Origin of the sequence: Pseudonocardia sulfidoxydans NBRC 16205 (assembly GCF_007989085.1) — a bacterium.
Classification (GTDB): Bacteria; Actinomycetota; Actinomycetes; order Mycobacteriales; family Pseudonocardiaceae; genus Pseudonocardia; species Pseudonocardia sulfidoxydans.
Map to the genome: position 1 here is coordinate 13,367 of NZ_BJVJ01000024.1, position 24,278 is coordinate 37,644.

Genomic DNA, 24,278 nt, shown 5'->3' on the forward strand with positions numbered 1-24,278 from the left:
CACCCGGATGAGCCGCTACGAGCACGACTTCACCCACATGTTCGCGAGCCTGGAGAAGCAGATCGCCGCCACCGACAACCCGCGGCACCGCGCGATCCTGAAGAACTACCGGATGCACGGCCTGTTGGAGGTCGCCGGGCGCTACGACGAGCTGCTCGCCCCGGACAAGACCGTCGAGCAGCCGCACTACCGCCTCCACGAGGGCGGCCAGACGGTGATCCTCGACGGGATGGAGCAGGTCAGGGGCTTCTACCAGTCGCTCGTCGCCGCCGACGCCCTCGTGATGTGGGTCAACCGGCAGGAGATCGCCGTCCACGACCACGGGTTCTCCGGCGAGGTCGAGTTCTGCCAGTTCCTGCCCGGCGCGATGCTCGGCGAGAGCGTGTTCGGGTCCGTCCAGGCCGGGGAGGACCCCGGCGACGTCTACCTGCTCACCCGCACCCTCGCCTTCGTCTGGCCCTACGACGAGCGCGGCCGCCTCATCGGCGAGCACGTCTACGAGGACGGCGCGTCCCGGCGGATCGAGAAGCCCGACCCCGCCGACGTCATCACCGCCGCGCGGGCCGCCGAGCTGCTCGCCCCGGAGATCGCGCGGGAGATCGCGTGAGCGTCGCGCTCGTCACCGGGGCTGCGGGCGGGCTGGGCGCCGCCGTCGCCGCCCGGCTCGCGCAGGACCGGCCCGTGCTGCTCACCGACGTCGACGAGGCCGGTGTCGCCGAGGTCGCCGCGAAGCTCGCCGCCGGCGGCGCCACCGTCGCCCACACGGCGTGCGACGTCCGCGACCGCGCGTCGGTGCAGTCGGCGTTCGAGGCGGCCGGTGGGCTGGGGCTCGGCGAGGTCGACGCAGTCGCGAATGTCGCGGGCGTCGGTATGTTCGTGCCGTTCACCGAGGTGACCGAGGAGCAGTGGGACCGGACGTTCGCCGTCAACACCCGGGGCACGTTCCTCACCTGCCAGGAGCTCGTCCGGCGCCGCGCGGGCAGGCCCGGGGCGGTCGTCAACATCGCGTCGATCGGTGCCCGCCTCGGGATGGAGATGCTCGCCGACTACGGCCCGTCGAAGGCCGCGGTGATCGAGCTGACCCACGTCGTCGCCCGGGTCGGGGCGCCGACCGGGCTGCGCGCCAACACCGTCATGCCCGGCCTGATCTGGACGGACATGTGGCGCAAGACCAGCGAGTGGCTGATCGCCAACGACCCCGCCCACGTCGACTCGACGCCCGAGCAGCTGTTCGCCGGTTTCGTCGGGGCGATGGTCCCGATGGGGCGCCCGCAGACGCCCGAGGACATCGCCGAGACGGTCGCGTTCCTGCTCTCGGACCGCGCCGCCAACATCACCGGCCAGACCGTCTCGGTCGACGGTGGAGTCGTGATGACCTGAGCGGCCGGCCGCGCGATTGTTCGCGCGCAACCTCACTGTCGTCCTGCGGGCGGATCGCGACAGTGAGGTTGCGCGCGGGTGGTCGGGCGCGGTCCGGGGCGTCTCCTACTCTCAGGACGTGACCGGTCCGCGCCCCGAAGCACTTCGCTCGCAGATCCCGCCCTTCCACGTCATGGACGTGTGGCAGGCGGCGGCCGAGCGGGCCCGCAGCCACGGCGACCTCGTCAACCTCTCGGCGGGCCAGCCGTCGACACCCGCGCCGAAGGCGGTCCGCGCAGCCGCCGCGGCGGCGCTGGAGACCGAGGTCCTCGGCTACACCGTGGCGCTGGGCATCGAGCCGCTGCGGCAGGCGGTCGCCGGGCACTACGGACGCGCCTACGACCTCACGATCGACGCCGACGACGTCGTGATCACGACCGGCTCGTCGGGCGGGTTCCTGCTGGCCTTCCTGGCGGCGTTCGACGCCGGGGACCGCGTGGCGCTGGCCCGGCCCGGCTACCCCTGCTACCGCAACATTCTCACGGCGCTGGGCTGTGAGGTCGTCGAGCTGCCGTGCGGGCCGGAGACGCGGTTCCAGCCGACCGTCGAGATGCTGGAGGCGCTCGACGAGCCCGTCGCCGGCCTGATCGTCGCCAGCCCGGCCAACCCGACGGGCACGGTGCTCGACCCGACGGAGCTCGCCGCGCTCGCCGCCTGGTGCGAGGGCAACGGCGTCCAGTTCGTGAGCGACGAGATCTACCACGGCATCGGCTACGCCGGATCGCCCGCGACGTCGTGCGCGTGGTCGACGTCGCGGGAGGCGATCGTCGTCAACTCGTTCTCGAAGTACTTCTCGATGACGGGCTGGCGGCTGGGCTGGCTGGTGGTGCCGCCGCGGCTGCGCCGGGCCGTGGACAGGCTGACGGGCAACTTCACGGTGTGCCCGCCCGCGCTGCCGCAGCACGCGGCGCTGGCGGCGTTCGGCCCGGAGTCCTATGTGGAGGTCCACGGGCACGTCGAGCGGTACGCCCACAACCGCGGTCTGCTGCTCGACGGCCTGCGTGACCTGGGCATCGACAAGCTGGCCCCGGCCGACGGCGCGTTCTACGTCTACGCCGACGTCTCCCACCTGGCCGACGACTCGATGGCGCTGACGTACCGGCTGCTCGCCGAGACCGGCGTCGCCGTCGCGCCCGGGGTGGATTTCGACCCCGTCGACGGCAACCGGTTCGTCCGCTTCTCCTTCGCCGGCGGTACCGACGACATCACCGAGGCGCTGCGACGGCTCCGGGCCTGGCTGTGAGGAGGGAGCACGCGGTCAACGCCCGGCCCGTTTCGCCGGAGCGCGACCCGCAGCGCCCGCCGCCCGCCTGAGCGACCGGGGTCCCGTCGGCGAGGCGGCCGGCCTAGGGTGCGCCGCGGCGATCTCGCGTCCGCGTTCGACGGGCCCGATCCGGTCCAGCGCGGTGTCGATGTCGTCGTCGGCGAGGTCGGCGTGGGTCATCAGGCGGACCTTCCCGCCCATCGGCGCGACCCGGACCCCGGACTCCTCGAACCGTGCGAGGGTCCCCGGGAGGTCGGCGACGCTGACCAGCACGATGTTCGTCTCCGGCTCGGCGACCTGCCAGCCGCGTTCGCGCAGACCGTCGGCGAGGACGCGGGCACGTTCGTGGTCCTCGACGAGCCGGTCGACGCGGTCGAGGGCGACGAGACCGGCCGCGGCGAGGACGCCGCCCTGCCGGACGCCGCCGCCGAGCATCTTGCGCAGCCGCCGCGCCTCCTCGGTGAACTCCGCCGACCCGGCGACGAGCGACCCGACCGGGGCCCCCAGGCCCTTGCTGAGGCACACCTGGACGGTGTCGGCGCCGACGGTCAGCGCACCCGGCGGCACCCCCAGCGCGACCGCGGCGTGCCACAGCCGCGCGCCGTCGAGGTGCACCGACAGCCCGGCCGCCCGGGCGGCCGCGGCGACGGCGGCGTGCTCCTCCGGCGCGGTGACGGTCCCGCCCGCGGCGTTGTGGGTGTTCTCCAGGCACAGCAGGCTGGTGCGCATCGTGTAGTACGCCCCGGGCCCGCCGGCGGCGCGGCGCACGGCGTCGGGCGTGATCTTGCCGGGGCCGCCGTCGTGCTCCAGGGGCCGCGGCATCCCGCCGGCCAGCCACGCGGCGGTGCCCAGCTCGGCCTCGAGGACGTGGGAGCCCGCGGGCGCGAGGAACGCGTCGCCGCGGGTCAGGTGCGCCATCAGCGCGATGAGGTTGCCCATCGACCCCGACGGTGTCCAGATCGCGTCGGCGGCGCCGAGCAGGCCGGCGACCCGCTCCTCGAGCGCGCGCATCGTCGGGTCGCGGTCGAGGACGTCGTCGCCCACCTCCGCGGCCGCCATCGCGGCGCGCATCTGCTTGGTGGGCCGGGTGACGGTGTCGGATCGGAGGTCGACGGGACCGGACTCGGACTTCGCGCGGCGGGCACGTGAGGTGGGACGCACCCGTCGGATTCAAGCATCTCGACGACGGTCAGGTCGCGCCTGAGTCACGAGATGGTCACGGAGTTGGTCTGTTCGAGTGAAGACGGGGTGGTGCTGCAACCGTGTACGCGACGACGAACGTCCCGAATGCGTCAGGGCGTGACGGAGCGGGTGCAGCAGGAGAGGGAACGGTGTGGACACATCCGCCGAGCAGGAGTTCGCGGAGTACTTCGACGCGCGCCGCGACACCGTGCGGCGGACCGCGTTCCTGATGTGCGGGGACTGGCACCGCGCCGACGACCACGCCCAGGCCGCGTTCGTCGCGCTGCACCGGCACTGGCGCCGGATCCGGGGCCGCGACGACGTCCGGGTGCTCGACGCCTGGGTGCGCCGCACCCTGATGCGCTCGGTCGTCGACGAGTCACGACGCCCGTGGCGGCGTGAACGGTTCACCCCGGAGGTGCCCGACGCGGCCCCGGCCCGTGACGCGGGGGACGGCGTCGCGACCAGGGAGACCCTGGTCGCAGCCCTGCGGTCGGTGCCGTCGCGCCAGCGCGCCGTGCTGGTGCTGCGCTACTTCGACGATCTCGACGTCGCGGCCACGGCCGAGGCGCTCGGCTGCTCGGAGGGCACCGTGAAGAGCCAGACGTCGCACGGGCTGGCGGCGTTGCGCGCCGCGCTGGGCGACGGCATCGACGACCTGCGTCCGGCCGGTTGAGGAGGGGCCGACATGGGTGAACTCAGTGATCAGGACCTCACGGACATGATGCGGTCCACGGGCGCGACACCTCCGCCCGCGGCGTTCGGCGTCGACGACGTCGTCCGCGCCTCGAAGAAGGCCACCGCCCGCCGACGGTCGGCCATCGCCGGTGGCGCGGCCGCGGTGGTGCTCGTGCTGGGCGGGGTGAGCGTCGGGATCGCCGCGACCGGGGGCGGCACGGAGACGGCGGCGTCGTCGGTCGCCGGAGACAGCGCCGGTGCACCGAACCTCGAACGCGGCGACGCCGCCGTCCCCCCGAACGCGGCCGCACCGACCGTGCCGGCGCCGTCCGACACCGGCTGTGTGCCGATGCAGGACCCCGGGCTGCGCGCGCTGCTGAACGAGGCGCTTCCCGCGGTCGCGAACGCCCGCGAGGCCGCCGTGCCGATGGTGTGCAAGCAGGGCGGTGGCCGGGAGGTCCACCTCGAGGTCGACGACGGCCCCGCGCACGGGCTGCTGACCGTCGTCTTCACCCCGGCGGGCGAGCCCGTCGAGGACGGGCAGCCGGTCGGCTGGGCCAGGGCGGGTTCGCCGACGGCGTCGGGGGGCTACGTCGCGGTGACGTCGGTGTCCGACAGTGACTCCGGCGCCATCCCGTTCGAGTCGCAGCTCGCGACGGTGGCGTCCGCGCTGGCCCCCCGCTTGTGAACGTCCGGTCGTGAGTGGCGTCATCGGCTATGGCCGATGACGCCACTCAGGACGCAGCGCATAGGATTCCTGCACGTGATCCCCAACGTGCTGGCCTCCCGCTACGCGAGCCCCGAGCTGGTCCGGCTCTGGTCGCCCGAGTACAAGATCGTGCTGGAGCGGCGGCTCTGGATCGCGGTGCTGCGCGCCCAGCGCGACCTCGGGGTCGACGTGCCCGAGCAGGCGATCACCGACTACGAGAACGTCGTCGAACAGGTCGACCTCCCCTCGATCGCCGCCCGCGAGCGCGTCACCCGCCACGACGTGAAGGCCCGCATCGAGGAGTTCAACGCCCTCGCCGGCCACGAGCACGTCCACAAGGGCCTCACCAGCCGCGACCTGACGGAGAACGTCGAGCAGCTGCAGATCCGGCTGTCGCTGGACCTGGTGGCCGACCGCACCGTCGCGATCCTGGCCCGGCTCGCCCGCCGCGCGGCGGAGCACGCCGAGCTGGTGATGGCCGGGCGCAGCCACAACGTCGCCGCCCAGGCGACGACGATGGGCAAGCGTTTCGCCTCCGCCGCGGACGAGCTGCTCGCGGCCTACGACCGGCTGACCGACCTGCGGGGCCGCTACCCGTTGCGCGGCATCAAGGGCCCGGTCGGGACGGCGCAGGACATGCTGGACCTGCTCGACGGCGACCCCGCTCGTCTTGCAGAACTCGAAGGTCGGGTCGCATCGCACCTCGGCTTCGCGAGGACGTTGACCAGTGTCGGCCAGGTCTACCCCCGCTCGCTCGACCACGAGGTCGTCTCCGCGCTCGTCCAGCTCGCGGCCGGCCCGTCCAGCCTGGCGACGACGATCCGCCTGATGGCCGGCGCCGAGCTCGCGACGGAGGGCTTCAAGCCCGGCCAGGTCGGCTCCAGCGCCATGCCGCACAAGATGAACACCCGCTCCGCCGAGCGCATCAACGGCCTCATGGTCGTGCTCCGCGGCAACGCCGCCATGGCCGCCGAGCTCGCCGGCGCCCAGTGGAACGAGGGCGACGTCTTCTGCTCGGTCGTCCGCCGGGTCGCCCTGCCCGACGCCTTCTTCGCCCTCGACGGCCTCTTCGAGACCGCGCTGACCGTCCTCGACGAGTTCGGCGCCTACCCGGCCGTCATCGCCCGCGAGCTCGACCGCTACCTCCCCTTCCTGGCGACGACGAAGGTGCTCATGGCCGCCGTCCGCGCCGGGGTGGGCCGCGAGACCGCGCACGAGGTCATCAAGGAGCACGCCGTCGGCGTCGCGCTGGCCATGCGGGAGAAGGGCCAGGTCGACAACGACCTGATCGCCCGGCTGCAGGGCGACGAGCGCCTCGCGCTGCCCGCGGGCCTGCTCGACGGGCTGCTGTCCGACCCGCTGTCGTTCACCGGCGCCGCCGGAGCCCAGGTCGCGGCCGTCGTCGCCCGCGTCGAGGAGATCACCGCCGCCCACCCCGACGCGGCCGCCTACACCCCCGGAGCGATCCTGTGAAGCTGCTGCACTCGGGCAAGGTCCGCGACGTCTACGACCTCGACGGCGACCTCCTGCTCGTCACGTCCGACCGGCTCTCGATCTACGACGTCGTGCTGCCGACGACCGTCCCCGACAAGGGCGCCCTGCTCACCGCGCTGTCGCTGTGGTGGTTCGACCGGACCACCGACCTGGTCCCCAACCACGTCGTCTCCGCAACCGACGTCCCGGCCGAGTTCGCGGGCCGCGCGATCCGCTGCCGCAAGCTCGACATGCTGCCCGTCGAGTGCATCGCCCGCGGCTACCTCACCGGGCTGGGGCTCAAGGAGTACGAGAAGCAGGGCACCGTCTCGGGCATCGCGCTGCCGCCCGGACTCGTCGAGGGCTCGAAGCTGCCAGAGCCGATCTTCACGCCGACGACGAAGGCGCCCGTCGGCGAGCACGACGAGTTCATGACGTTCGACGAGGTCGTCGACTCGGTGGGCGCCGCGACCGCGGCCCGGCTGCGCGACCTCACGCTGGCCGTCTACGCGCGCGGCACGGAGCTCGCCGCGAAGGCGGGGATCATCGTCGCCGACACGAAGCTGGAGTTCGGCCTCGACGGCGCCGGCGAGATCGTCCTCGGCGACGAGGTGCTGACCAGCGACTCGTCCCGCTACTGGCCCGCCGACCAGTGGGAGCCCGGCCGTCCGCAGTTCTCGTTCGACAAGCAGTACGTGCGCGACTGGTCGTCGACGCTCGACTGGGACCGCACCCCGCCCGGCCCCGAGGTCCCCGCCGACGTCGTCGCCGCCACGCGGGCCCGCTACGTCGAGGTCTACGAGCGGCTGACGGGCACCACCTGGGGTTCGTGAGACGTTCGCCCGGGCCGGGATGCGCGGTTCACCGGTGGTGTGGCCCCATGGGGGTATGAGCCGACTGGTCGTGTCCCTGTCCGGACTCACCGCCGACCCCGCCTCGCTCGGCCCCGCGGGCGAGCTGGCCGACGCGCTCGACGTGCGCGGGGTCCCGCTGTCGCACCTGTTCCGGCCCCGGCTGCGACGCGAGGCCGCCGACCCGGCCGTCGTCGACTGGCTGCGGGGGCGGAGGGTCGGGGGCGACGCGGTCCTGCTCCACGGCTTCGACCACACCCCCGACCCGATCGGCGCCTGGCAGCGCTCGCCCGTGCGGCTGGGGCGTCGCGCCGAGTTCGCGGTGCTCCCGGAGCACGAGGCCGGGCTGCGGGTCGTCGCCGCCCGGCGCGCGGCCCGCGCGGCCGGGCTCGACACCGACCTCTTCGCCCCGCCCCGTTGGCTCGCCTCGCCCGGCACCGTCCAGGCGTTGCGCGCCAGTGCGTTCGTCCTGTGTGCCGACGACGGCGCCGTCCACGCGCTGCAGCAGGGGACCGTGGTCGCGAGCCGGGTGCTGGGGTTCCGGGTGTCGGGGGAGCGGCGGCCCGAGGACCGGCACGCGGCCGAGAGCTGGCGCTGCCGGGTGCTCGTCGCCGAGGCCGGCCGGGTCGCCCGCCGTGGCGGGCTCGTCCGGCTCGGCCTGCGCGCCAAGGACCTGCGCCGCCCGCTGCGCGTCGAGGCCGCGCTCTCGGCCGTCGACGCGGTCCTCGCGGCGGGCGCGCACCCCCTCACCTACGCCGACGGCGTCCACGCGGGCGCGGCCTGACCCGAGCGACCGGGGCGCAACCTCACCGTCGTGTTCCGTCGGTAACAGGACCGTCAGGTTGCGCGCGACGAACCGGGCGCAACCTCACCGTCGTGATCCGTCGGAAACAGGACCGTCAGGTTGCGCGCGGAAGGGGTCAGACCTTCGTCGCGACTTCCCGCTCCAGCACCTGCACGGTCGTGCCGGCCGGGCCGAGGGTCTCGAACACCCCGTAGTGCATCGCGGGCCGCGACAGCACGGCCTCGTGGATCGGCACGGCCGTGCGGGGCTCGACCGCACGCAGGTAGTCGACGGCGTCGGACAGCTTCAGCCACGGCGCACCCGTCGGCAGCAGCAGGACGTCGAGCTCCCCGGGCGGTGGCGTGAAGGAGTCGCCGGGGTGCAGGGTCGTGCCGTCGATCAGGTAGCCGTTGTTGGGCACGATCGGGATGTCGGGGTGGATCGTCGCGTGGTCCCCGCCCAGGACGTCGATCGAGGCACCCGCGACCGAGAACGACTCCCCCGGGGCGACGACCTCGTGGGTGTAGTCGTACAGCGTCGTCGCGGTACCGACGTCGACGATGAGACGTGCCTCCGGGTTGGCCGCCAGCAGTGGCGCGAGCCGGTCCTCGTCGAGGTGGTCGAAGTGCTGATGGGTCACGAGGATCGCGTCGAGCCCGCCGAGCTTCTCGAAGCCCGACGAGAAGGTCCCCGGGTCGATGAGCAACCGGGCGGCTCCGGTGTCGACGAGCACACACGCGTGGCCGAAGTGGGTGATCTGCACGGCGGCCACTCTGCTCCGGGGGCCTGTCTTTTGCCAGCGAACGGCCCTGATCCGGGGGCTGGGGGTCGGCAGCGTCACAACCGCTCGCCCGTTCATCACCGCAGGTGGGCGTGATCGGCGAGGATCCTCCCCGTAGTCTTGTGGCGTGGCGCGAGTGGTCGTTGACGTGATGCCGAAGCCCGAGATCCTGGACCCGCAGGGGCAGGCCGTGACGCGTGCGTTGACGCGGATCGGGATCGACGGGGTGGCCGACGTACGGCAGGGCAAGCACTTCGAGCTGGAGGTCGACGACTCGCTCGACGACGAGACCCTGCACCGCATCGCGGGCGACCTGCTGGCCAACCCGGTGATCGAGGACTGGACGGTGAGGCGGGTATGAGCATGCGGATCGGTGTGATCACGTTCCCCGGCACGCTCGACGACGCCGACGCGGCCCGCGCGGCACGTCGCGCGGGCGCCGACGCCGTCGCGCTGTGGCACGGCGACCACGACCTGCGCGGTGTCGACGCCGTCGTGGTCCCGGGTGGCTTCTCCTACGGCGACTACCTGCGGGCGGGCGCGATCGCCAGCCAGGCACCGATCATGCGTGAGGTCGTCGAGGCCGCGCGGCGCGGGCTGCCGGTGCTGGGCATCTGCAACGGCTTCCAGATTCTGTGCGAGGCCGGGCTGTTGCCGGGTGCGCTGGTGCGCAACGCCGGGCTGCACTTCATCTGCCGCGACCAGACGTTGCGGGTCGAGTCGGCGTCGACGGTGTGGACCGGCGGGTTCACCACGGGCCAGGAGATCGTCGTCCCGCTGAAGTCGGGTGAGGGCCGCTACGTGGCGGACGCCGCGACGTTGGCCGAGCTGGAGGGCGAGGGCCGGGTGGTGTTCCGCTACGTCGGCGGGGCGCCGAACGGTGCGACGGCCGACATCGCCGGTGTCGCGTCGGCCGACGGCCGGATCGTGGGTCTGATGCCTCACCCCGAGCACGCGATCGACCCCCTGACCGGCCCGACGACCGACGGTCTCGGCCTGTTCACGTCGGTACTCGGGGCGGTCGCCGCGGCGTGACCCGCGGTCCCGGGTCGCCGGGGGGTTCACGGTCGGCTCTAGGCTGTCGCGACCGCCGCGGACGCGGCACCGGCCGGAGGAGGAGCACGATCACGTGACCCGCGCCCTTCCCGTCGAGCCGGGGCGCCGCGTCCTGCTGGTGGAGGACGACCCGGGCGACGCGTTCCTCGTGGAGGAGCTGCTGTCGGAGGTCGGTCCCGAGGTGGAGCTGAGCGTGTCGGGCTCGTTGGTCGACGTGCTGGAACACCGGCTGTTCGCCTCGGCCGACTGCATCCTGCTCGACCTCAACACGCCCGGGACGACGGGCGGGCTCGACGGCCTGCGGCGGCTGCTCACCGCGGACCCGGGCGCGGCCGTGTGCGTCCTCACGGGCCTCGACGACGAGCACCTGGGCATCGCGGCCGTCGGGATCGGGGCGCAGGACTATCTGGTGAAGGGCAAGGCCGACGGCCCCGTCCTGATCAGGGCGATCCGGTACGCCATCGAACGCCGCCGGGCCGAGGCCGGGCTGGTCAGGTTGCGCGAGGAGCAGCTTGCGGCGGCGGAGTCGGTCCGTCTGGAGCGCGGCCTGATGCCCACACCGCTGCTCTCCGGGTCGGGCGTGGCGGCGCGGACGTTCTACCGGTCGGGCCGTACGCGGTCGGTGATCGGCGGCGACTTCTTCGACGCGGTCCTCGACCCGTCGGGCACGGTGCACGCAATCGTCGGGGACGTGTGCGGCCACGGGCCCGACGAGGCGGCCCTGGGCGCGTTGCTGCGGGTGTCGTGGCGGGCCCTGGTGCTGGCCGGTGTCGCCGAGCGCCAGCTGCTGCCCAAGTTGCAGGAGGTGCTGGTCAGCGAGCGGCACGACCCACGCCTGTTCACGACGGTGTGCACGCTGGCGATCACCCCGCACGGGGCGGGCGGCGCCGGGCGGGGACTCGTCCGGCTCGCCGGGCACCCGCCGCCGGTTCTGCTGGGCCCGCCCCCGCGCACCGAACCGCCGACGGTCGGTCTGCCGCTCGGGATCGATGCGAACGCCGAGTGGGCGCCGCGGGAGATCGTGCTGGACCCGGGCTGGTCGCTGCTGCTCTACACCGACGGCCTCATCGAGGGCCGTGGCCGCGGCGGCGACGAGCCGCTCTGGGAGGAGGGCCTGCTCACCCTCCTCGGCGAGAACGCGGCGACTCCGCTGGACACGTTGCCCGGCAAGCTGGTGGAGCTCGTCGAGGAGATCAACGGCGGCCCGCTCGCCGACGACGTCGCGATCCTGCTGCTGTCCGACGAGGGCCCGGCGTGACCCGGCCTGCGGTCGACGCGGCCGCCGCCCCCACCCGGTTCCGCAGGCCGCGGTTGCGCCTCGGGAAGGGCGGCGGGCTGCCCGTCGACGGCAGGGCGCGGGCCGACGAGGGCCGGCGCTGGCCGCTCGCGCGCATCTTCGGTGCGGTCGCCGCGGTGGCGCTCGTCCTGTCGGTGATCGCTGCCGTCGTCGGCGCCGTGTCGCTGTATCGGCTGAACTCCGCGCGGGCCGACCTGCTCGACAAGATCGGCCCCGCGGTGCGGACGGGCCAGTTGCTGGCGACCGCACTGGTCGACCAGGAGACCGGTGTGCGGGGCTTCCAGCTCAGCGGACGCGAGGAGTCGTTGGCGCCGTATGTCTCCGGATCGAGGGCGGCGCAGGACGCGTTGGCGACGTTGACCTCGTTGCGCGACGGGGTGCCGGGGCTCGGTGCGTGGCTCGACCGGATCGAACCAGGCATCGACGCCTGGCACACCGGTTACGCCGACCCGGCGATCGCGGCGGTCCGGGAGGGCCGCCCGGTCGAGTCCGTCGCCGCCGACGGCGGCCGCAGCCTGTTCGATCCTGTCCGCGTCGGCGTCGACGAGCTGCAGGCCGACCTCGATACCCAGCGCCTCGCGGCCCGGGAGCGGCTCGACACGGCAGCGACGTTCGTCAGTGCCGTCGGGATCGTCGTGGCGGTGGTCGCCCTGCTGTTCCTGGTCGCGACGGGCATCGTGCTGCGCCGCGCGGTCCTGCGCCCGATCTCGCTGTTGACGTCGCAGGTCCGCGGCGTGGTGTCGGGCAGCGTCACCCACCGGGTCGATTCCAGCGGCCCGCGCGAGATCGTCATGCTCGGCGACGACGTCGAGGCCATGCGCGCGCACATCGTCCGCGAGCTCGACCGGGCCCGTGACACCGCCGAGCGGCTCGACGAGCAGACGCGCGATCTCGAACGTTCCAACCGCGACCTCGAGCAGTTCGCCTACGTCGCGAGCCACGACCTGCAGGAGCCGCTGCGCAAGGTGGCGAGCTTCTGCCAGCTGCTGCAGCGCCGCTACGGGGGCAAGCTCGACGAGCGCGGCGACCAGTACATCGAGTTCGCCGTCGACGGCGCGCAGCGGATGCAGCGCCTGATCAACGACCTGCTGGCCTTCTCCCGTGTCGGGCGGACGACGTCGGGGTTCACGACGCTGGCCCTGCGCGACGTCGTCTCCGCCGCCGCCGACCAGCAGGAGACGCCCCGCGCGGAGGCGGACGGCGAGATCGTCGTCGAGGAGCTGCCGTCGGTGCCGGGCGACCGGCAGCTGCTGCTGCAGCTGTTCGCCAACCTCATCGGCAACGCGATCAAGTTCCGCCGGCCCGACGCGCCGCCGGTGGTGCGCATCGCGGCGGCGCCCGTGGGGGAGCCCGGTGAGGGCTGGGAGATCTCGGTGTCGGACAACGGTATCGGGATCGAGCCCGAGTACGCGGACAAGGTGTTCGTGATCTTCCAGCGGCTGCACGGCCGTGACGTCTACACAGGAACAGGCATCGGCCTGGCGCTCGCGAAGAAGATCGTCGAGTTCCACGGTGGCCGCATCTGGGTCGACACCGACCCGCGTCCCGAACCGGGCACGACGATCCGGTTCACCCTCGTCCCGCCCCGCGGCTCGCGCGGCGACGACGGGGCGGCGAGCACCGACGACACCGAGCCGGCGACCGTCGTCACCGGCGGGGAAGGAACACGATGACCGACGACGCGAGAGTGATCAACGTCCTGCTGGTCGAGGACGACCCGGGCGACGTGCTGATGACGCGTGAGGCGTTCGAGGAGTACCTGCACAACCGGCTCGACGTGGTCACCGACGGCGCGGAGGCCCTGGCCTACCTGCGCAACGAGGGCCAGTACGCCGACGCGCCCCGCCCCGACCTGGTGCTGCTCGACCTGAACCTGCCCCGTCGCGACGGGCGGGAGGTCCTGGCCGAGGTGAAGGCCGACCCGACGCTGTCGGCGATCCCGGTGATCGTGCTGACGACGTCGCAGGCCGAGGAGGACGTGCTGCGCAGCTACCAGCTGCACGCCAACGCCTACGTCACCAAGCCGGTGGACTTCGACCGCTTCATCGAGGCGATCAAGCAGATCGACCACTTCTTCGTGAGCGTCGTCCAGCTGCCCGGGGGCGAGCGCGCGATCTGACTCCGCGTCGGGTGTCACGGGTGAGGGCCGTCTCGGTGACCGCAGGTCGCGCGGGGTGGCCGACTACTCTGATGTCGTGACCGGGACCGTTCGCCAGCTGGACTCCGTCGACTCCGTCGAGCGCGCCGCATCCACCCCCGACCAGCCGCAGCCCTATGTGGAGCTGGGTCTGAAGGACGACGAGTACGCGCGGATCCGCGACATCCTCGGCCGTCGACCCACCGACGCCGAGCTGGCGATGTACTCGGTGATGTGGAGCGAGCACTGCTCGTACAAGTCGTCGAAGGTGCACCTGCGCTACTTCGGTGAGACCACCACCGAGGAGATGCGCGCGAAGATGCTGGCGGGCATCGGTGAGAACGCGGGCGTCGTCGAGGTGGGCGACGGCTGGGCGGTGACGTTCAAGGTCGAGTCGCACAACCACCCGTCCTACGTGGAGCCCTACCAGGGCGCGGCCACGGGCGTCGGCGGGATCGTGCGCGACATCATGGCGATGGGTGCCCGGCCGATCGCGGTGGCCGACCCGCTGCGCTTCGGTCCGGCCGATGCGCCGGACACCGCGCGGGTGCTGCCCGGTGTCGTGGCGGGCGTCGGTGGCTACGGCAACTCCCTGGGCCTGCCCAACATCGGCGGCGAGGTCGTGTTCGACGCGGGCTATGCCGGGAACCCGCTGGTCAACGCCATGTGCGTCGGGTCGATGCGGGTCGAGGACCTGCACCTGGCCTTCGCGTCGGGCACCGGCAACAAGATCATCTTGTTCGGCGCCCGCACGGGTCTCGACGGGATCGGCGGCGTCTCGGTGCTGGCCAGCGAGACGTTCGACGCCGACGCCGGCGGCCGCAAGAAGCTCCCGAGCGTGCAGGTGGGCGACCCGTTCACCGAGAAGGTGCTCATCGAGTGCTGCCTGGAGCTGTTCCACGCGGGGCTCGTCGTCGGCATCCAGGACCTGGGTGGCGCGGGCCTGTCGTGCGCGACGAGCGAGCTGGCCAGCGCGGGCGACGGCGGCATGCACGTCGACCTCGACGTGGTGCCGCTGCGCGCGGAGGGCATGACGGCGGCGGAGATCCTGTCCAGCGAGTCGCAGGAGCGCATGTGCGCGGTCGTGCGGCCCGAGGACGTCGACGCGTTCATGGCGGTCTGCGCGAAGTGGGACACGATCGCGACGGTCATCGGCGAGGTGACCGACGGTGACCGGCTGCGGATCAGCCACCGCGGCGAGACGGTCGTCGACGTGCCGCCGCGCACCGTCGCCCACGACGGCCCGGTGTACGAGCGGCCCGTCGGGCGCGGGGCGGGGCAGGACGCGCTGCAGGCCGACGTGGCCGACCGGCTGCCGCGACCGGCGTCGCCGTCGGAGCTGCGCGCGGAGATCCTGCGGATGGCGGCCAGCCCGAACCTGTGCAGCCGGGCGTGGGTCACCGAGCAGTACGACCGCTACGTCCGTGGCAACACCGCGTCTGCGCAGCCGGCCGACACCGGCGTCGTGCGCATCGACGAGGAGACCGGCCGCGGCATCGCCGTCTCCACCGACTGCAATGCCCGGTTCACCGCGCTCGACCCGTACGCGGGTGCGCAGCTGGCGCTGGCCGAGGCGTACCGCAACGTGGCCGTCTCCGGTGCGGTCCCGGCCGCGGTGACCAACTGCCTGAACTTCGGCTCGCCCGAGGACCCGCACGTCATGTGGCAGTTCTCGCAGGCCGTGCGGGGCCTGGCCGACGGCTGCGCGCAGCTGGGCATCCCGGTCACCGGCGGCAACGTCAGCTTCTACAACCAGACGGGCGACCGCGCGATCCTGCCGACGCCGGTGATCGGCGTCCTCGGCGTGATCGACGACGTCGCGCGGCGGGTGCGCAGCGGGTTCACCGGTGCGGGCGACGCCGTCGTGCTCCTGGGTGCGACGCGCGACGAGCTGGATGGCAGCGAGTGGGCGCACGTCGTCCACGACCACCTGGGTGGGTTGCCGCCGGCGGTCGACCTGGCCGCGGAGCAGCGGTTGGCGGAGCTGCTCGCCGCGGCGTCGGCCGAGGGTGAGCTGCGCGGCTCGCACGACCTTTCCGACGGCGGCCTGGCGCAGGCGCTGGTCGAGGCGGTCCTCGTCGGGGGCAACGGCGCCGAGGTGGCGCTGCCGGCGGGGCTCGACCCGTTCGTCGCGATGTTCAGCGAGTCGGCGGGCCGGGTGCTGGTCACGGTCGCCGCCGCCGACGTCGACGCGTTCCTGGCGCGGGCCGGATCGGCGGGGGTCCCCGCCGAACGGATCGGCACCACGGGTGGCGACGGGCTGCGGATCGAGACGCTCACCCCGCTGTCGGCCGAGGAGCTGCGGGAGGCGTGGGAGGGCACGCTGCCGAGGCTGTTCGGTGTCTGACCCCGGACCTTCGGCGCCCGACCCCGGACCTTCGGCGCCCGACCCCGGACCTTCGGCGCCCGACCCGGGGCCGGAGTGCGGCCCCGATCCGATCGGGGTCTGGCTCGCGGGCGGCGAGCAGCCCGACCGGGCGACGCTGAAGGCGGCGGTGAAGGCGAGTCTCGCGCGGCTGGTCGAGCGGGCGCCCGGGCACACCGTGGAGGTGCGCGTTCCGCCGTTCGGCGCGGTGCAGTGCGTCGAGGGGCCCAGGCACACCCGCGGGAACCCGCCGAACGTCGTCGAGACCGATCCGAGGACGTGGCTCGCGCTCTCCCGCGGTATCCTCACCTGGTGTGATGCGGTTCACACGGGCGTGCTGACGGCGTCCGGATCGCGTGCACCCGAGGTGGCGACGTTGCTACCGATGCGCTGACAGCAGGTGACGTCCTCATCACCTGCACGGATGATCCGCAACACCTGCCGGTGGCGAAACAGCCTTCGGCGGTCGAGGATGGCGCCGCAGAGTGCGCGATCGTGCGGTCGTCACGCGACGGGCGACGGAGGTGACGGGCATGGTCGTGGCACGGCTGCCCGGACCGTCCGACCGGGCCACCCCGGAACCGGGCCGGGCCCTGCGCGCCGTCGAGCCGGTCGAGCCCGTCGGCGCCGGCCCCTCGACACCCGATCCGGCCAGCCGGCTCGCCGACCGCTGGGCCGATCTGCTGCCCGGCGCCGGCAGCCCCGCCATCGGCCAGCTCCGCACGCTGCTGCGGCGACTGTCGACGGTGCTGCGCGCCGACCCGTTCTGGCCGCCCACCGCGCGCCGGATCGGCGCCTCGTTGTACCACTGCGGACCCGCCAAGCGCCCCCTCGGGGCGGGCGGCCCCCAGCCCGAGGAGCTCCTCCCGCCGACGCTGGGCCTGCTGCGCAGCGACGCGCAGGCGATGCTCGGCACCCCGGGCCCCGAGGGCGCCCGCCGCCTGGCCACGGCGCTCGACCAGCTCGTCGCCGGCTACCTCGCCGCGATGCGTGAGCGTGCCGAGAGCGAACGGCAGGACCTCCTCACCGCCACCCGCTGGCCGCCGGAGGACCTGCAGCGCGTCCTCACCGACGGCGACCTGCACTACCGCGCCCTCTACCTGCGCGGGCGGGTCGGCATCGCCGTCGGCAGTCTCGCCGGCGACGTCATCGACGCCAACCCCGCCCTCTACCGGCTCTTCGGCGCCGACCAGCCGCCCGAGCTCCCGCACGCGGCCGCCGACTTCGTCCACCCCGACGACCTGGCCACGTTCGTCGAGAGCTACCACCGGGTCGCGTCCGCCGACGGGCCCGACAGCGTCGAGATCGACGTCCGGCTGGTGCGGCCCGACCGGATCGTCGTCTGGGCCCGCCTCAACGCCACCCTCGTCCGCAACGACCGCGGTGAGCCCGACCGGGTCGTCGCCGTCGTCCAGGACATCTCCGAACGGCACCGGCTGCGGTCCCGCCTCGAACGGGCCGCCACCCTCGACCGGCTGACCCAGCTGCCCAACCGCGGCGTCGCCGAGGCGCAGCTGCGGCAGGCGTTCGCACCCGGGGCCGCCCGCCGGGCCGGGCTGTGCGCCGTCGACGTCGACGGGTTCCGCTCCGTCAACGACACCCTCGGCCACGCGGTCGGCGACGAGCTGCTGTTCGCGGTGGCCGGCCGGCTGCAGATGGCGGCGGGCGACCACCTCGTCACCCGCACCGGCGGTGACGACTTCGCCGTGCTCGCCGTCGACACCACCGGCGCCGACGACATGAAGGCCCTCGCCGACCGGCTCCTCGACGCGCTGGGACCACCGTTCCAGCTGGCGGGCCGGTCGTTGACGGTCACGGCCAGCATCGGGGTCAGCGAGGCGCCGACGGCCACGACCGTCCCCGAGGAGCTCATGCGCTCCGCCGACGTCGCACTGTCGTGGGCCAAGGCGCAGGGCGGCGGGCGCCGGGTGCTGTTCGACCCGGAGCGCGACGCCGGCGAGGCCGCCCGGTCCACACTGCTCGCGGGCCTGCCCGAGGCCGTCGACCGCGGCGAGTTCCGGCTCGCCTTCCAGCCGCTCGTGCGGCTGCGCGACGAGCACGTCCTCGGCACCGAGGCGCTCGTACGGTGGCAGCACCCCGTCGAGGGTGTCCTCGGGCCGGGCCGGTTCATCGAGCTCGCCGAACGCAGCGGCGCGATCGTGTCCCTCGGTCGCTGGGTGCTGCGCGAGTCGTGCCGGCAGGCCGCCGGATGGCACGAACGGCTCGGCGACGCCTCGCCCTACGTCAGCGTCAACGTCTCACCGGTGCAGCTGGTCGCGCCCGGCTGGTTCGACGCCGTCACCGACGCGCTGGCCGAGTCGGGGCTGCCGCCGCGCAAGCTGCAGCTGGAGATCACCGAGCAGGCCGTCCTCGGCGACGAGGCGCTCGCCCTCGACGTGCTGGGCGCCCTGCGCGGCGCCGACGTGCGGCTGGCCCTCGACGACTTCGGCACCGGCTGGTCGAGCCTCGCGTGGCTGCGGCGGCTCCCCGTGCACGCCCTCAAGATCGACGGCTCGTTCATCGACGGGCTGCGCCACCCCGCCCCCGACCCGATGGACGAGAGCATCGTCCGCGCGCTGGTCGAGCTGGCCCACGCGCTCGACCTCGAGGTCACCGCCGAGTGGGTGGAGACGCGCACGCAGGCCGAGCGGCTCGAACGCCTGGGCTGCGACCTCGGCCAGGGCCGCTGGTTCGGCGACGCCGGCCCCGCGGCATGGGTGCCCGACCTGGTGCGCCGCTCCCTGCGCTGACCGGCCCGATATTCCCGTGGGCGGCGATCGGTGACGCCGGTCCCGTGGGATGGGTTCTCGACCAGCGGCCGCGTAGAATCGGCGCACGGTGTTGCCCGCCGTCAGCCGAGGAGAGTGTGTGCGTTGAGTTCCGGCAGGAACGAGCACCCCGCCCCCAATCCCGACACCGACGACGACGTCCCGCACGACGAGTGCGGTGTGTTCGGCGTGTGGGCGCCCGGTGAGGAGGTGTCCAAGCTCGCCTACTACGGGCTGTTCGCCATCCAGCACCGCGGCCAGGAGTCCGCAGGTATCGCCGTCTCCGACGGCCACCGCATGGTGGTGTTCAAGGACCTCGGTCTGGTGAGCCAGGTGTTCGACGAGCAGACGTTGTCGTCGCTGCGCGGGCACCTCGCCGTCGGTCACAACCGCTACTCCACGACCGGGTCCAGCACCTGGGAGAACGCGCAGCCGACGTTCCGGACCACCGCCACCGGCAGCGGCGTGGCCCTGGCCCACAACGGCAACCTCGTCAACACCGCCGAGATGCGCGACGAGATCGCCGCCCGCGGCCTGGCCGGCGGCTCGTTTCGCGCCAGCACCGACTCCGACCTGCTGTGCGAGCTCATGGCCGCCGACGCCGCCGACACCGGCCTCGAGGAGGCCGCCATGCGTGTCCTGCCGCGGGCCCGTGGCGCGTTCTCGCTGGTCTTTGCCGACGAGAGCACCCTCTACGCGGCCCGCGACCCGCAGGGCGTCCGCCCGCTCGTGCTCGGTCGGCTGGAGCGCGGCTGGGTCGTCGCCAGCGAGACCGCGGCGCTCGACATCGTGGGCGCCTCCATGGTCCGCGAGGTCGAGCCCGGCGAGCTCATCGCCATCGACGAGAACGGCATGCGCAGCTCGCGGTTCGCCAACCCCGAGCCCAAGGGCTGCGTGTTCGAGTACGTCTACATCGCCCGCCCCGACACCACGATCTCCGGCCGCTCCGTGCACGCGACGCGTGTCGAGATCGGCCGCCGGCTCGCCCAGGAGCACCCCGTCGAGGCCGACCTGGTGATCCCGGTCCCCGAGTCGGGAACCCCCGCCGCGATCGGCTACGCGCAGGGCTCCGGCATCGACTACGGCCAGGGGCTGGTCAAGAACTCCTACGTCGGCCGCACCTTCATCCAGCCGTCGCAGACCATCCGCCAGCTCGGTATCCGGCTCAAGCTCAACCCGCTGCGCGACGTGATCCGCGGCAAGCGCCTGGTCGTCGTCGACGACTCGATCGTCCGCGGCAACACCCAGCGCGCCCTGGTCCGGATGCTGCGCGAGGCCGGCGCCGTCGAGGTGCACGTGCGCATCGCGTCCCCGCCCGTGCGCTGGCCCTGCTTCTACGGCATCGACTTCGCCACGCGCGCCGAGCTGCTCGCCAGCGGCCTCGACGTCGACGGCGTCCGCCGCTCGATCGGCGCCGACACCCTCGGCTACGTGTCGATCGACAACATGGTCGCGGCCACCGAGCAGCCCCGCAGCCGGCTCTGCTGCGCCTGTTTCGACGGCGAGTACCCCATCGCGCTGCCCGAGGAGGCGCGCCTGGGCAAACACCTGCTCGAGCTGGGCGACGACCGGGCCGCCGCCGACGCGACGAAGAGCTTCGCCGGCGTCGCCGCGGAGGTGTCGGGCGATGCCGCGCCACTCTCGGTCGGCTACGGTGCGGCGGACGCCCTGCGTCGTCCCTGACGGGATCCCGCGACCCGGGATGCCGAGCCCGGGCCGCGCACGCCGGTCCGGGCTCGACCGTCCGGCCGGTGACCGGCCATGATGATCCAGGGCGTCCGTCGTCGGGTCCACGACGCGCGGAACCCGGTGCGGGCCACGGGCCGGGGACCATGCCGACGACCTGCGCCGACGACCCACGGCCGCGCCCCGCGGCCGCCAGACGACAGGCCGCACCCGCGGCCGTGACAGACAGGGCGCCCACCAGGGCGGCCGTCAGGAGCGATCACCCCATGCCGCCCACGCCGACCGTGCCCGAGGACAACGTGCAGGACCGCGAGGACACCCCGCGGGCCAGCTACGCGTCGGCGGGCGTCGACATCGAGGCCGGGGAGAAGGCCGTCGAGGCGTTCCGCCCGCACGCCGAGATGGCGACGCGTCCCGAGGTCCTCGGCGGCATCGGCGGGTTCGCCGGACTGTTCGCACCGAAGCTGAGCCGCTACACCGAGCCGGTGCTCGCGGCGTCCACCGACGGCGTCGGCACGAAGGTCGCCGTCGCCCAGGCCATGGACAAGCACGACACGATCGGCCTCGACCTGGTCGCCATGGTCGTCGACGACCTGGTCGTGTGCGGTGCCGAGCCGCTGTTCCTGCAGGACTACATCGCCGTCGGCAAGCTCGTCCCCGAGCAGGTGGCGTCGATCGTCAAGGGCATCGCGGAAGGCTGCAAGCAGGCCGGCTGCGCCCTGCTGGGCGGCGAGACCGCCGAGCACCCCGGCCTCATGGAGGCCGGCGGGTACGACATCTCCGCGACCGGTGTCGGCATCGTCGACGCCGAGGCCATGCTGCGCCCCGAGCGCGTCCGCCCAGGCGACGTCCTGCTGGCCATGGGTTCGTCGGGCCTGCACTCCAACGGGTACTCGCTGGCCCGCCACGTCCTGCTCGACATCGCGCGGATCCCGCTCGACGGGCACGTCGAGGAGTTCGGGACGACGCTCGGCGAGGAGCTGCTGATCCCGACGCGCATCTACGCCCGCGACTGCCTCGCACTGGCCGCCGAGACCGGGGTGCGGACGTTCTCCCACATCACCGGCGGCGGGCTGGCCCGCAACCTGGAGCGGGTCCTGCCGCACGGCCTCGTCGCCGTCGCCGACCGGAGCAGCTGGACGCCCGCGCCGGTGTTCAAGCTGATCGCTTCCCGGGGCCGCGTCGAGCGGGCCGAGATGGAGAAGACGTTCAACATGGGCGTCGGAATGGTCGCCGTGCTCCCGCCCGACGACGTGGACCGTGCCCTGGCTGTGCTCACCGCGCGGCACGTGCCGTCGTGGGTGCTGGGCGAGGTGCGCCGTGGCACGGGCGACGAGCCGACGGGCGTCGGCGCGCGCGTGCAGTTGCAGGGCGAGCACCCGCGCTTCTGACGGGCCCGCCGACCCGGGCCCGCCGACCCGCGCGCAACCTCACTGTCGCGATCCGCACGCGCAACGACCGTGAGGTTGCGCGCGAAGAACCGCGCGCAACCTCACTGCTGTGTTCCGGCGTCGGGACGACCGTGAGGTTGCGCCCCGTTCTCGGGCGTGCCGCTCAGCCCACGCGGACGGCGGGCTCCCGCAGCATCGCCGGGTGCAGCCGGGTGGCCGGGCCACGGCGGAACAGCTGCGCCGGCCGGCCGGGGCCGCCCGTGACGTGCCGGTTCGTCGGCACAAGGAAACCGGGGGTCGAGGTGACCTTGCGGGAGAAGTTCCGCGGGTCGATCTCGGTGCGCCACACGGCCTCGTAGACGCGGCGCAGGTCGGTGACCGTGAACTCGGGCGGGCAGAAGGCAGCGGCGAGCGTCGTGTACTCGAGCGTCTCGCGGGCGCGCTCGACGCCGTCGGCGAGGATCTGGGCGTGGTCGAACGCGAGATCGGTGACGTCGGCCACCGGGTGCCAGCCGCTGACGACGTCGGGCTGGTCGGGGTCGGGCATGTCGGGCAGCAGGGCCAGGAACGCGACGGACAGTACGCGTCCGCGGGGGTCGCGGTCGGGCGCGGCGTAGCCCGCGATCTGCTCCAGGTGCCCGGACACGCGCCCGGCGGTGCCGGCGCCGGTCTGGGCGGCCAGCTCGCGGGCCGCGGTGTCGGGCAGGTCCTCGTCGGGCGCGACGAACCCGCCGGGCAGGCCCCACGTGTCCTCGAAGGGCTTCTCGGTGCGGCGTACCAGCAGCACGCACAGCTCGTCGTCGCGGACGGTGAGGACCACCAGGTCCACGCCGACGGCGAACAGGTTGCCACGCATCGTGATCCGTTCCTGACGTTCGAAATTCTCGTCAGGCTGACACTACCGCGATGATCCACGTCACGCGGCACGACGTGTCGCCCGCGCCCGTCCAGGACGAGCCTCTGCCGAGTCGATCGCCGCGCGCAGGAGCCGCGTTACCCCGGTCGGAGCCTGCCACCCCGACGGGCGTGTGGATCACGAACCCGCGGCCGCCGACCGGACGAGATCGACCAGCTCCTCGTCGTCGAGGTCGATGCGGCGCGCGGCCGCCACGAGATCGTGCACCAGCCCCAACAGGGCTGCGCGGTCGGGTCGCAACCCCTCCCGGACCGTCGCGCCGCGCCCACGCCGCAGCTCGATCAGCTGCTCGTCGCGCAGCTGCTGGTAGCCCGCCAGCACGGTGTGGATGCTCACGTCCAGCGACGCCGCCAGCTCCCGCGCCGGAGGCAGCCGCTCGCCCGGCGCGACCGTCCCCTCGGCGATGCCACGACGCACGTTCGCGGCGATCTGGTCGGCGAGGAGGACCGGCCGGGACGGGTCGATCCGGAACAACACGTCAGGACACCTCGTGGACCAGGCTGGTCAGCAGGCCCGCGGCCGTGCGCGCGTCGTCGACGGTGACGGTGAAGCGCCGCCCCGACCGTCGCGTCACGATCACTGCCGGACCGCTGCGCAGCACCACACCCGAGCCGCCCGGCGTCAGCCGGTAGCCCCAGCCGCCGAACTGCGCGGGGGAGACGTCCCCCGCGGTCACCGACGCGATGTCGTCGACGGGGACGCGCAGCCGCGGCCACCCCAGCGCACCGAGCGCGACGACGAGCCCGCGGCGGTCGACGGTCACCAACGCCGACGAGCCGAGCAGCAGCACCGCCAGCCCGACCACGATGAGGAGCGCGCCCGGCAGCCACCCGGCGAGCCAGCCCAGGACCAGGCCACCGACGAGGACCACCGCCCCCAGGGCCAGCGACATCCGCGACTCGATGCGGCGCGACCAGCTCACCCGCTCCGTGGCCCCGATCGGCACCGGCGCGCCGGGGGGCTCCTCGGGAGCCGGGGGCGCCGACGGCGTCACCAGGTACCCGACGACGCCCGCCACGACCGCGACGCCGACGGCGATCAGCAACCGGTCGGCAGTCAGGTGCGCCTCGGCGGCGGATGCCACGTCGACGTTGGCCGCCGTCGCCTCGTACAGCACCCCGCCCAGCAGGCCTGCCGTCGCCCACGAGACCGCGCCGAAGAACCGCGCCGTGTCGAACGACGACACCCGCGCCGCGGTCGGCCGGGCGCCCATCGCGCCGAAGACGAACGCCAGCACCACGCCGAGCGCGACGATCGTCGCCACCAGTGCGGCGTGCGGCATGGTCGAGACCGCGGTGCCGTCGAAGGTGAACCGTGTGGCGGGCTCGGCGGGCATCCGATCGGCCGCGACCAGCGCGGTCACGAGTGCGGGCGTCACCGCCACCAGGTGCGGGGCCCCCGTGAGGAGGGCTCTGGCCGTCCGTCCCATCGTCGCATCACCCCTCTGCTTGTTATAGCGCAACTATAACAAGCAGAGGGGAAGGTGACCACCCCAGCCGAACGTCGGCACCACGTGGACAC

General features: G+C 73.5%; 23 protein-coding genes. 18 read left to right on the forward strand and 5 right to left on the reverse strand.

Going from position 1 to position 24,278, the window contains the following annotated elements; translation table 11 throughout:
• The first annotated feature begins 7 nt into the window (after positions 1 to 7).
• The 3 genes from PSU4_RS13695 to PSU4_RS13705 all read left to right on the forward strand — a co-directional run bounded on the left by PSU4_RS13695 (position 8) and on the right by PSU4_RS13705 (position 2,662).
• Positions 8 to 607, forward strand: a complete 600-nt coding sequence (locus tag PSU4_RS13695) for a hypothetical protein (RefSeq protein WP_147107528.1) — start codon at positions 8 to 10, stop codon at positions 605 to 607.
• Positions 604 to 1,380: an SDR family NAD(P)-dependent oxidoreductase gene (locus PSU4_RS13700; RefSeq protein WP_147107531.1), complete on the forward strand. Its 777-nt coding sequence runs from the start codon at positions 604 to 606 to the stop codon at positions 1,378 to 1,380. The genes PSU4_RS13695 and PSU4_RS13700 overlap by 4 nt, the downstream gene beginning before the upstream one ends.
• Before the next feature lie 118 nt (positions 1,381 to 1,498).
• Entirely contained in the window at positions 1,499 to 2,662 is a 1,164-nt protein-coding gene (locus tag PSU4_RS13705) for a pyridoxal phosphate-dependent aminotransferase (protein WP_147107534.1), read from the forward strand.
• 15 nt (positions 2,663 to 2,677) lie between these two features.
• Here the strand turns inward: PSU4_RS13705 and PSU4_RS13710 are convergent, their stop codons facing one another.
• On the reverse strand, positions 2,678 to 3,844 hold the full coding sequence (locus PSU4_RS13710; RefSeq protein ID WP_147107537.1) for a threonine aldolase family protein: 1,167 nt from the start codon (positions 3,842 to 3,844) through the stop codon (positions 2,678 to 2,680).
• Positions 3,845 to 4,016: 172 nt separating this feature from the next.
• Between PSU4_RS13710 and PSU4_RS13715 the strand changes: the two genes are divergently transcribed.
• Genes PSU4_RS13715 through PSU4_RS13735 form a run of 5 tightly spaced genes read left to right on the forward strand, consistent with a single transcriptional unit; the run spans position 4,017 to position 8,360 of the window.
• A complete protein-coding gene (locus PSU4_RS13715; protein WP_147107540.1) occupies positions 4,017 to 4,541 on the forward strand; it encodes a SigE family RNA polymerase sigma factor in 525 nt (174 codons plus the stop codon).
• A 12-nt stretch (positions 4,542 to 4,553) separates the two neighbouring features.
• Positions 4,554 to 5,231 (forward strand): hypothetical protein, encoded by a 678-nt coding sequence (locus PSU4_RS13720; RefSeq protein ID WP_147107545.1) that lies wholly within the window; start codon positions 4,554 to 4,556, stop codon positions 5,229 to 5,231.
• Positions 5,232 to 5,267: 36 nt separating this feature from the next.
• On the forward strand, positions 5,268 to 6,725 hold the full coding sequence (gene purB / locus PSU4_RS13725) for an adenylosuccinate lyase (protein ID WP_147107548.1): 1,458 nt from the start codon (positions 5,268 to 5,270) through the stop codon (positions 6,723 to 6,725).
• Positions 6,722 to 7,558, forward strand: a complete 837-nt coding sequence (locus PSU4_RS13730; protein ID WP_147107551.1) for a phosphoribosylaminoimidazolesuccinocarboxamide synthase — start codon at positions 6,722 to 6,724, stop codon at positions 7,556 to 7,558. The genes purB and PSU4_RS13730 overlap by 4 nt, the downstream gene beginning before the upstream one ends.
• A 55-nt stretch (positions 7,559 to 7,613) precedes the next feature.
• Positions 7,614 to 8,360: a DUF2334 domain-containing protein gene (locus tag PSU4_RS13735; protein WP_186816932.1), complete on the forward strand. Its 747-nt coding sequence runs from the start codon at positions 7,614 to 7,616 to the stop codon at positions 8,358 to 8,360.
• A 136-nt stretch (positions 8,361 to 8,496) separates the two neighbouring features.
• Here the strand turns inward: PSU4_RS13735 and PSU4_RS13740 are convergent, their stop codons facing one another.
• Positions 8,497 to 9,123 carry an MBL fold metallo-hydrolase gene (locus PSU4_RS13740; RefSeq protein WP_147107557.1) on the reverse strand — a complete coding sequence of 209 codons (627 nt, stop codon included), beginning with the start codon at positions 9,121 to 9,123 and terminating at the stop codon, positions 8,497 to 8,499.
• A gap of 145 nt (positions 9,124 to 9,268) precedes the next feature.
• On the opposite strand from PSU4_RS13740, the gene purS reads away from it, so the two are divergent.
• The 10 genes from purS (at position 9,269) to purM (ending at position 21,841) form a co-directional block, all read left to right on the forward strand.
• Positions 9,269 to 9,502 carry a phosphoribosylformylglycinamidine synthase subunit PurS gene (gene purS, locus PSU4_RS13745; protein ID WP_147107559.1) on the forward strand — a complete coding sequence of 78 codons (234 nt, stop codon included), beginning with the start codon at positions 9,269 to 9,271 and terminating at the stop codon, positions 9,500 to 9,502.
• Positions 9,499 to 10,176, forward strand: a complete 678-nt coding sequence (gene purQ / locus PSU4_RS13750; RefSeq protein ID WP_147107562.1) for a phosphoribosylformylglycinamidine synthase subunit PurQ — start codon at positions 9,499 to 9,501, stop codon at positions 10,174 to 10,176. The genes purS and purQ overlap by 4 nt, the downstream gene beginning before the upstream one ends.
• Positions 10,177 to 10,270: 94 nt before the next feature.
• The gene (locus PSU4_RS13755) at positions 10,271 to 11,455 is read left to right on the forward strand and encodes a PP2C family protein-serine/threonine phosphatase (protein ID WP_147107566.1); all 1,185 of its coding nucleotides are present in this window, start codon (positions 10,271 to 10,273) and stop codon (positions 11,453 to 11,455) included.
• Positions 11,452 to 13,167 carry a sensor histidine kinase gene (locus tag PSU4_RS13760; RefSeq protein ID WP_147107570.1) on the forward strand — a complete coding sequence of 572 codons (1,716 nt, stop codon included), beginning with the start codon at positions 11,452 to 11,454 and terminating at the stop codon, positions 13,165 to 13,167. The genes PSU4_RS13755 and PSU4_RS13760 overlap by 4 nt, the downstream gene beginning before the upstream one ends.
• Positions 13,164 to 13,613 carry a response regulator gene (locus PSU4_RS13765; protein WP_147107572.1) on the forward strand — a complete coding sequence of 150 codons (450 nt, stop codon included), beginning with the start codon at positions 13,164 to 13,166 and terminating at the stop codon, positions 13,611 to 13,613. Before PSU4_RS13760 ends, PSU4_RS13765 begins: the two co-directional genes overlap by 4 nt.
• Before the next feature lie 76 nt (positions 13,614 to 13,689).
• A complete protein-coding gene (purL, locus tag PSU4_RS13770; protein WP_222596251.1) occupies positions 13,690 to 15,978 on the forward strand; it encodes a phosphoribosylformylglycinamidine synthase subunit PurL in 2,289 nt (762 codons plus the stop codon).
• A complete protein-coding gene (locus tag PSU4_RS13775) occupies positions 15,971 to 16,390 on the forward strand; it encodes a sterol carrier family protein (protein ID WP_373866051.1) in 420 nt (139 codons plus the stop codon). Before purL ends, PSU4_RS13775 begins: the two co-directional genes overlap by 8 nt.
• Positions 16,391 to 16,529: 139 nt before the next feature.
• The gene (locus tag PSU4_RS13780; protein ID WP_147107575.1) at positions 16,530 to 18,746 is read left to right on the forward strand and encodes a putative bifunctional diguanylate cyclase/phosphodiesterase; all 2,217 of its coding nucleotides are present in this window, start codon (positions 16,530 to 16,532) and stop codon (positions 18,744 to 18,746) included.
• A 123-nt stretch (positions 18,747 to 18,869) separates the two neighbouring features.
• The gene (purF, locus tag PSU4_RS13785) at positions 18,870 to 20,447 is read left to right on the forward strand and encodes an amidophosphoribosyltransferase (protein WP_147107578.1); all 1,578 of its coding nucleotides are present in this window, start codon (positions 18,870 to 18,872) and stop codon (positions 20,445 to 20,447) included.
• A 269-nt stretch (positions 20,448 to 20,716) separates the two neighbouring features.
• Positions 20,717 to 21,841: a phosphoribosylformylglycinamidine cyclo-ligase gene (purM, locus tag PSU4_RS13790; RefSeq protein ID WP_147107581.1), complete on the forward strand. Its 1,125-nt coding sequence runs from the start codon at positions 20,717 to 20,719 to the stop codon at positions 21,839 to 21,841.
• A gap of 163 nt (positions 21,842 to 22,004) precedes the next feature.
• On the opposite strand, the gene PSU4_RS13795 is transcribed toward purM, so the two are convergent.
• The 3 genes from PSU4_RS13795 to PSU4_RS13805 all read right to left on the reverse strand — a co-directional run bounded on the left by PSU4_RS13795 (position 22,005) and on the right by PSU4_RS13805 (position 24,186).
• Positions 22,005 to 22,697, reverse strand: coding sequence for an NUDIX hydrolase (locus PSU4_RS13795; protein WP_147107584.1), 693 nt, complete (start codon positions 22,695 to 22,697; stop codon positions 22,005 to 22,007).
• A gap of 177 nt (positions 22,698 to 22,874) precedes the next feature.
• The gene (locus PSU4_RS13800; protein WP_147107588.1) at positions 22,875 to 23,234 is read right to left on the reverse strand and encodes a GntR family transcriptional regulator; all 360 of its coding nucleotides are present in this window, start codon (positions 23,232 to 23,234) and stop codon (positions 22,875 to 22,877) included.
• 1 nt (position 23,235) lies between these two features.
• Entirely contained in the window at positions 23,236 to 24,186 is a 951-nt protein-coding gene (locus PSU4_RS13805; protein WP_147107590.1) for a hypothetical protein, read from the reverse strand.
• Between the last annotated feature and the right edge of the window lie 92 nt (positions 24,187 to 24,278).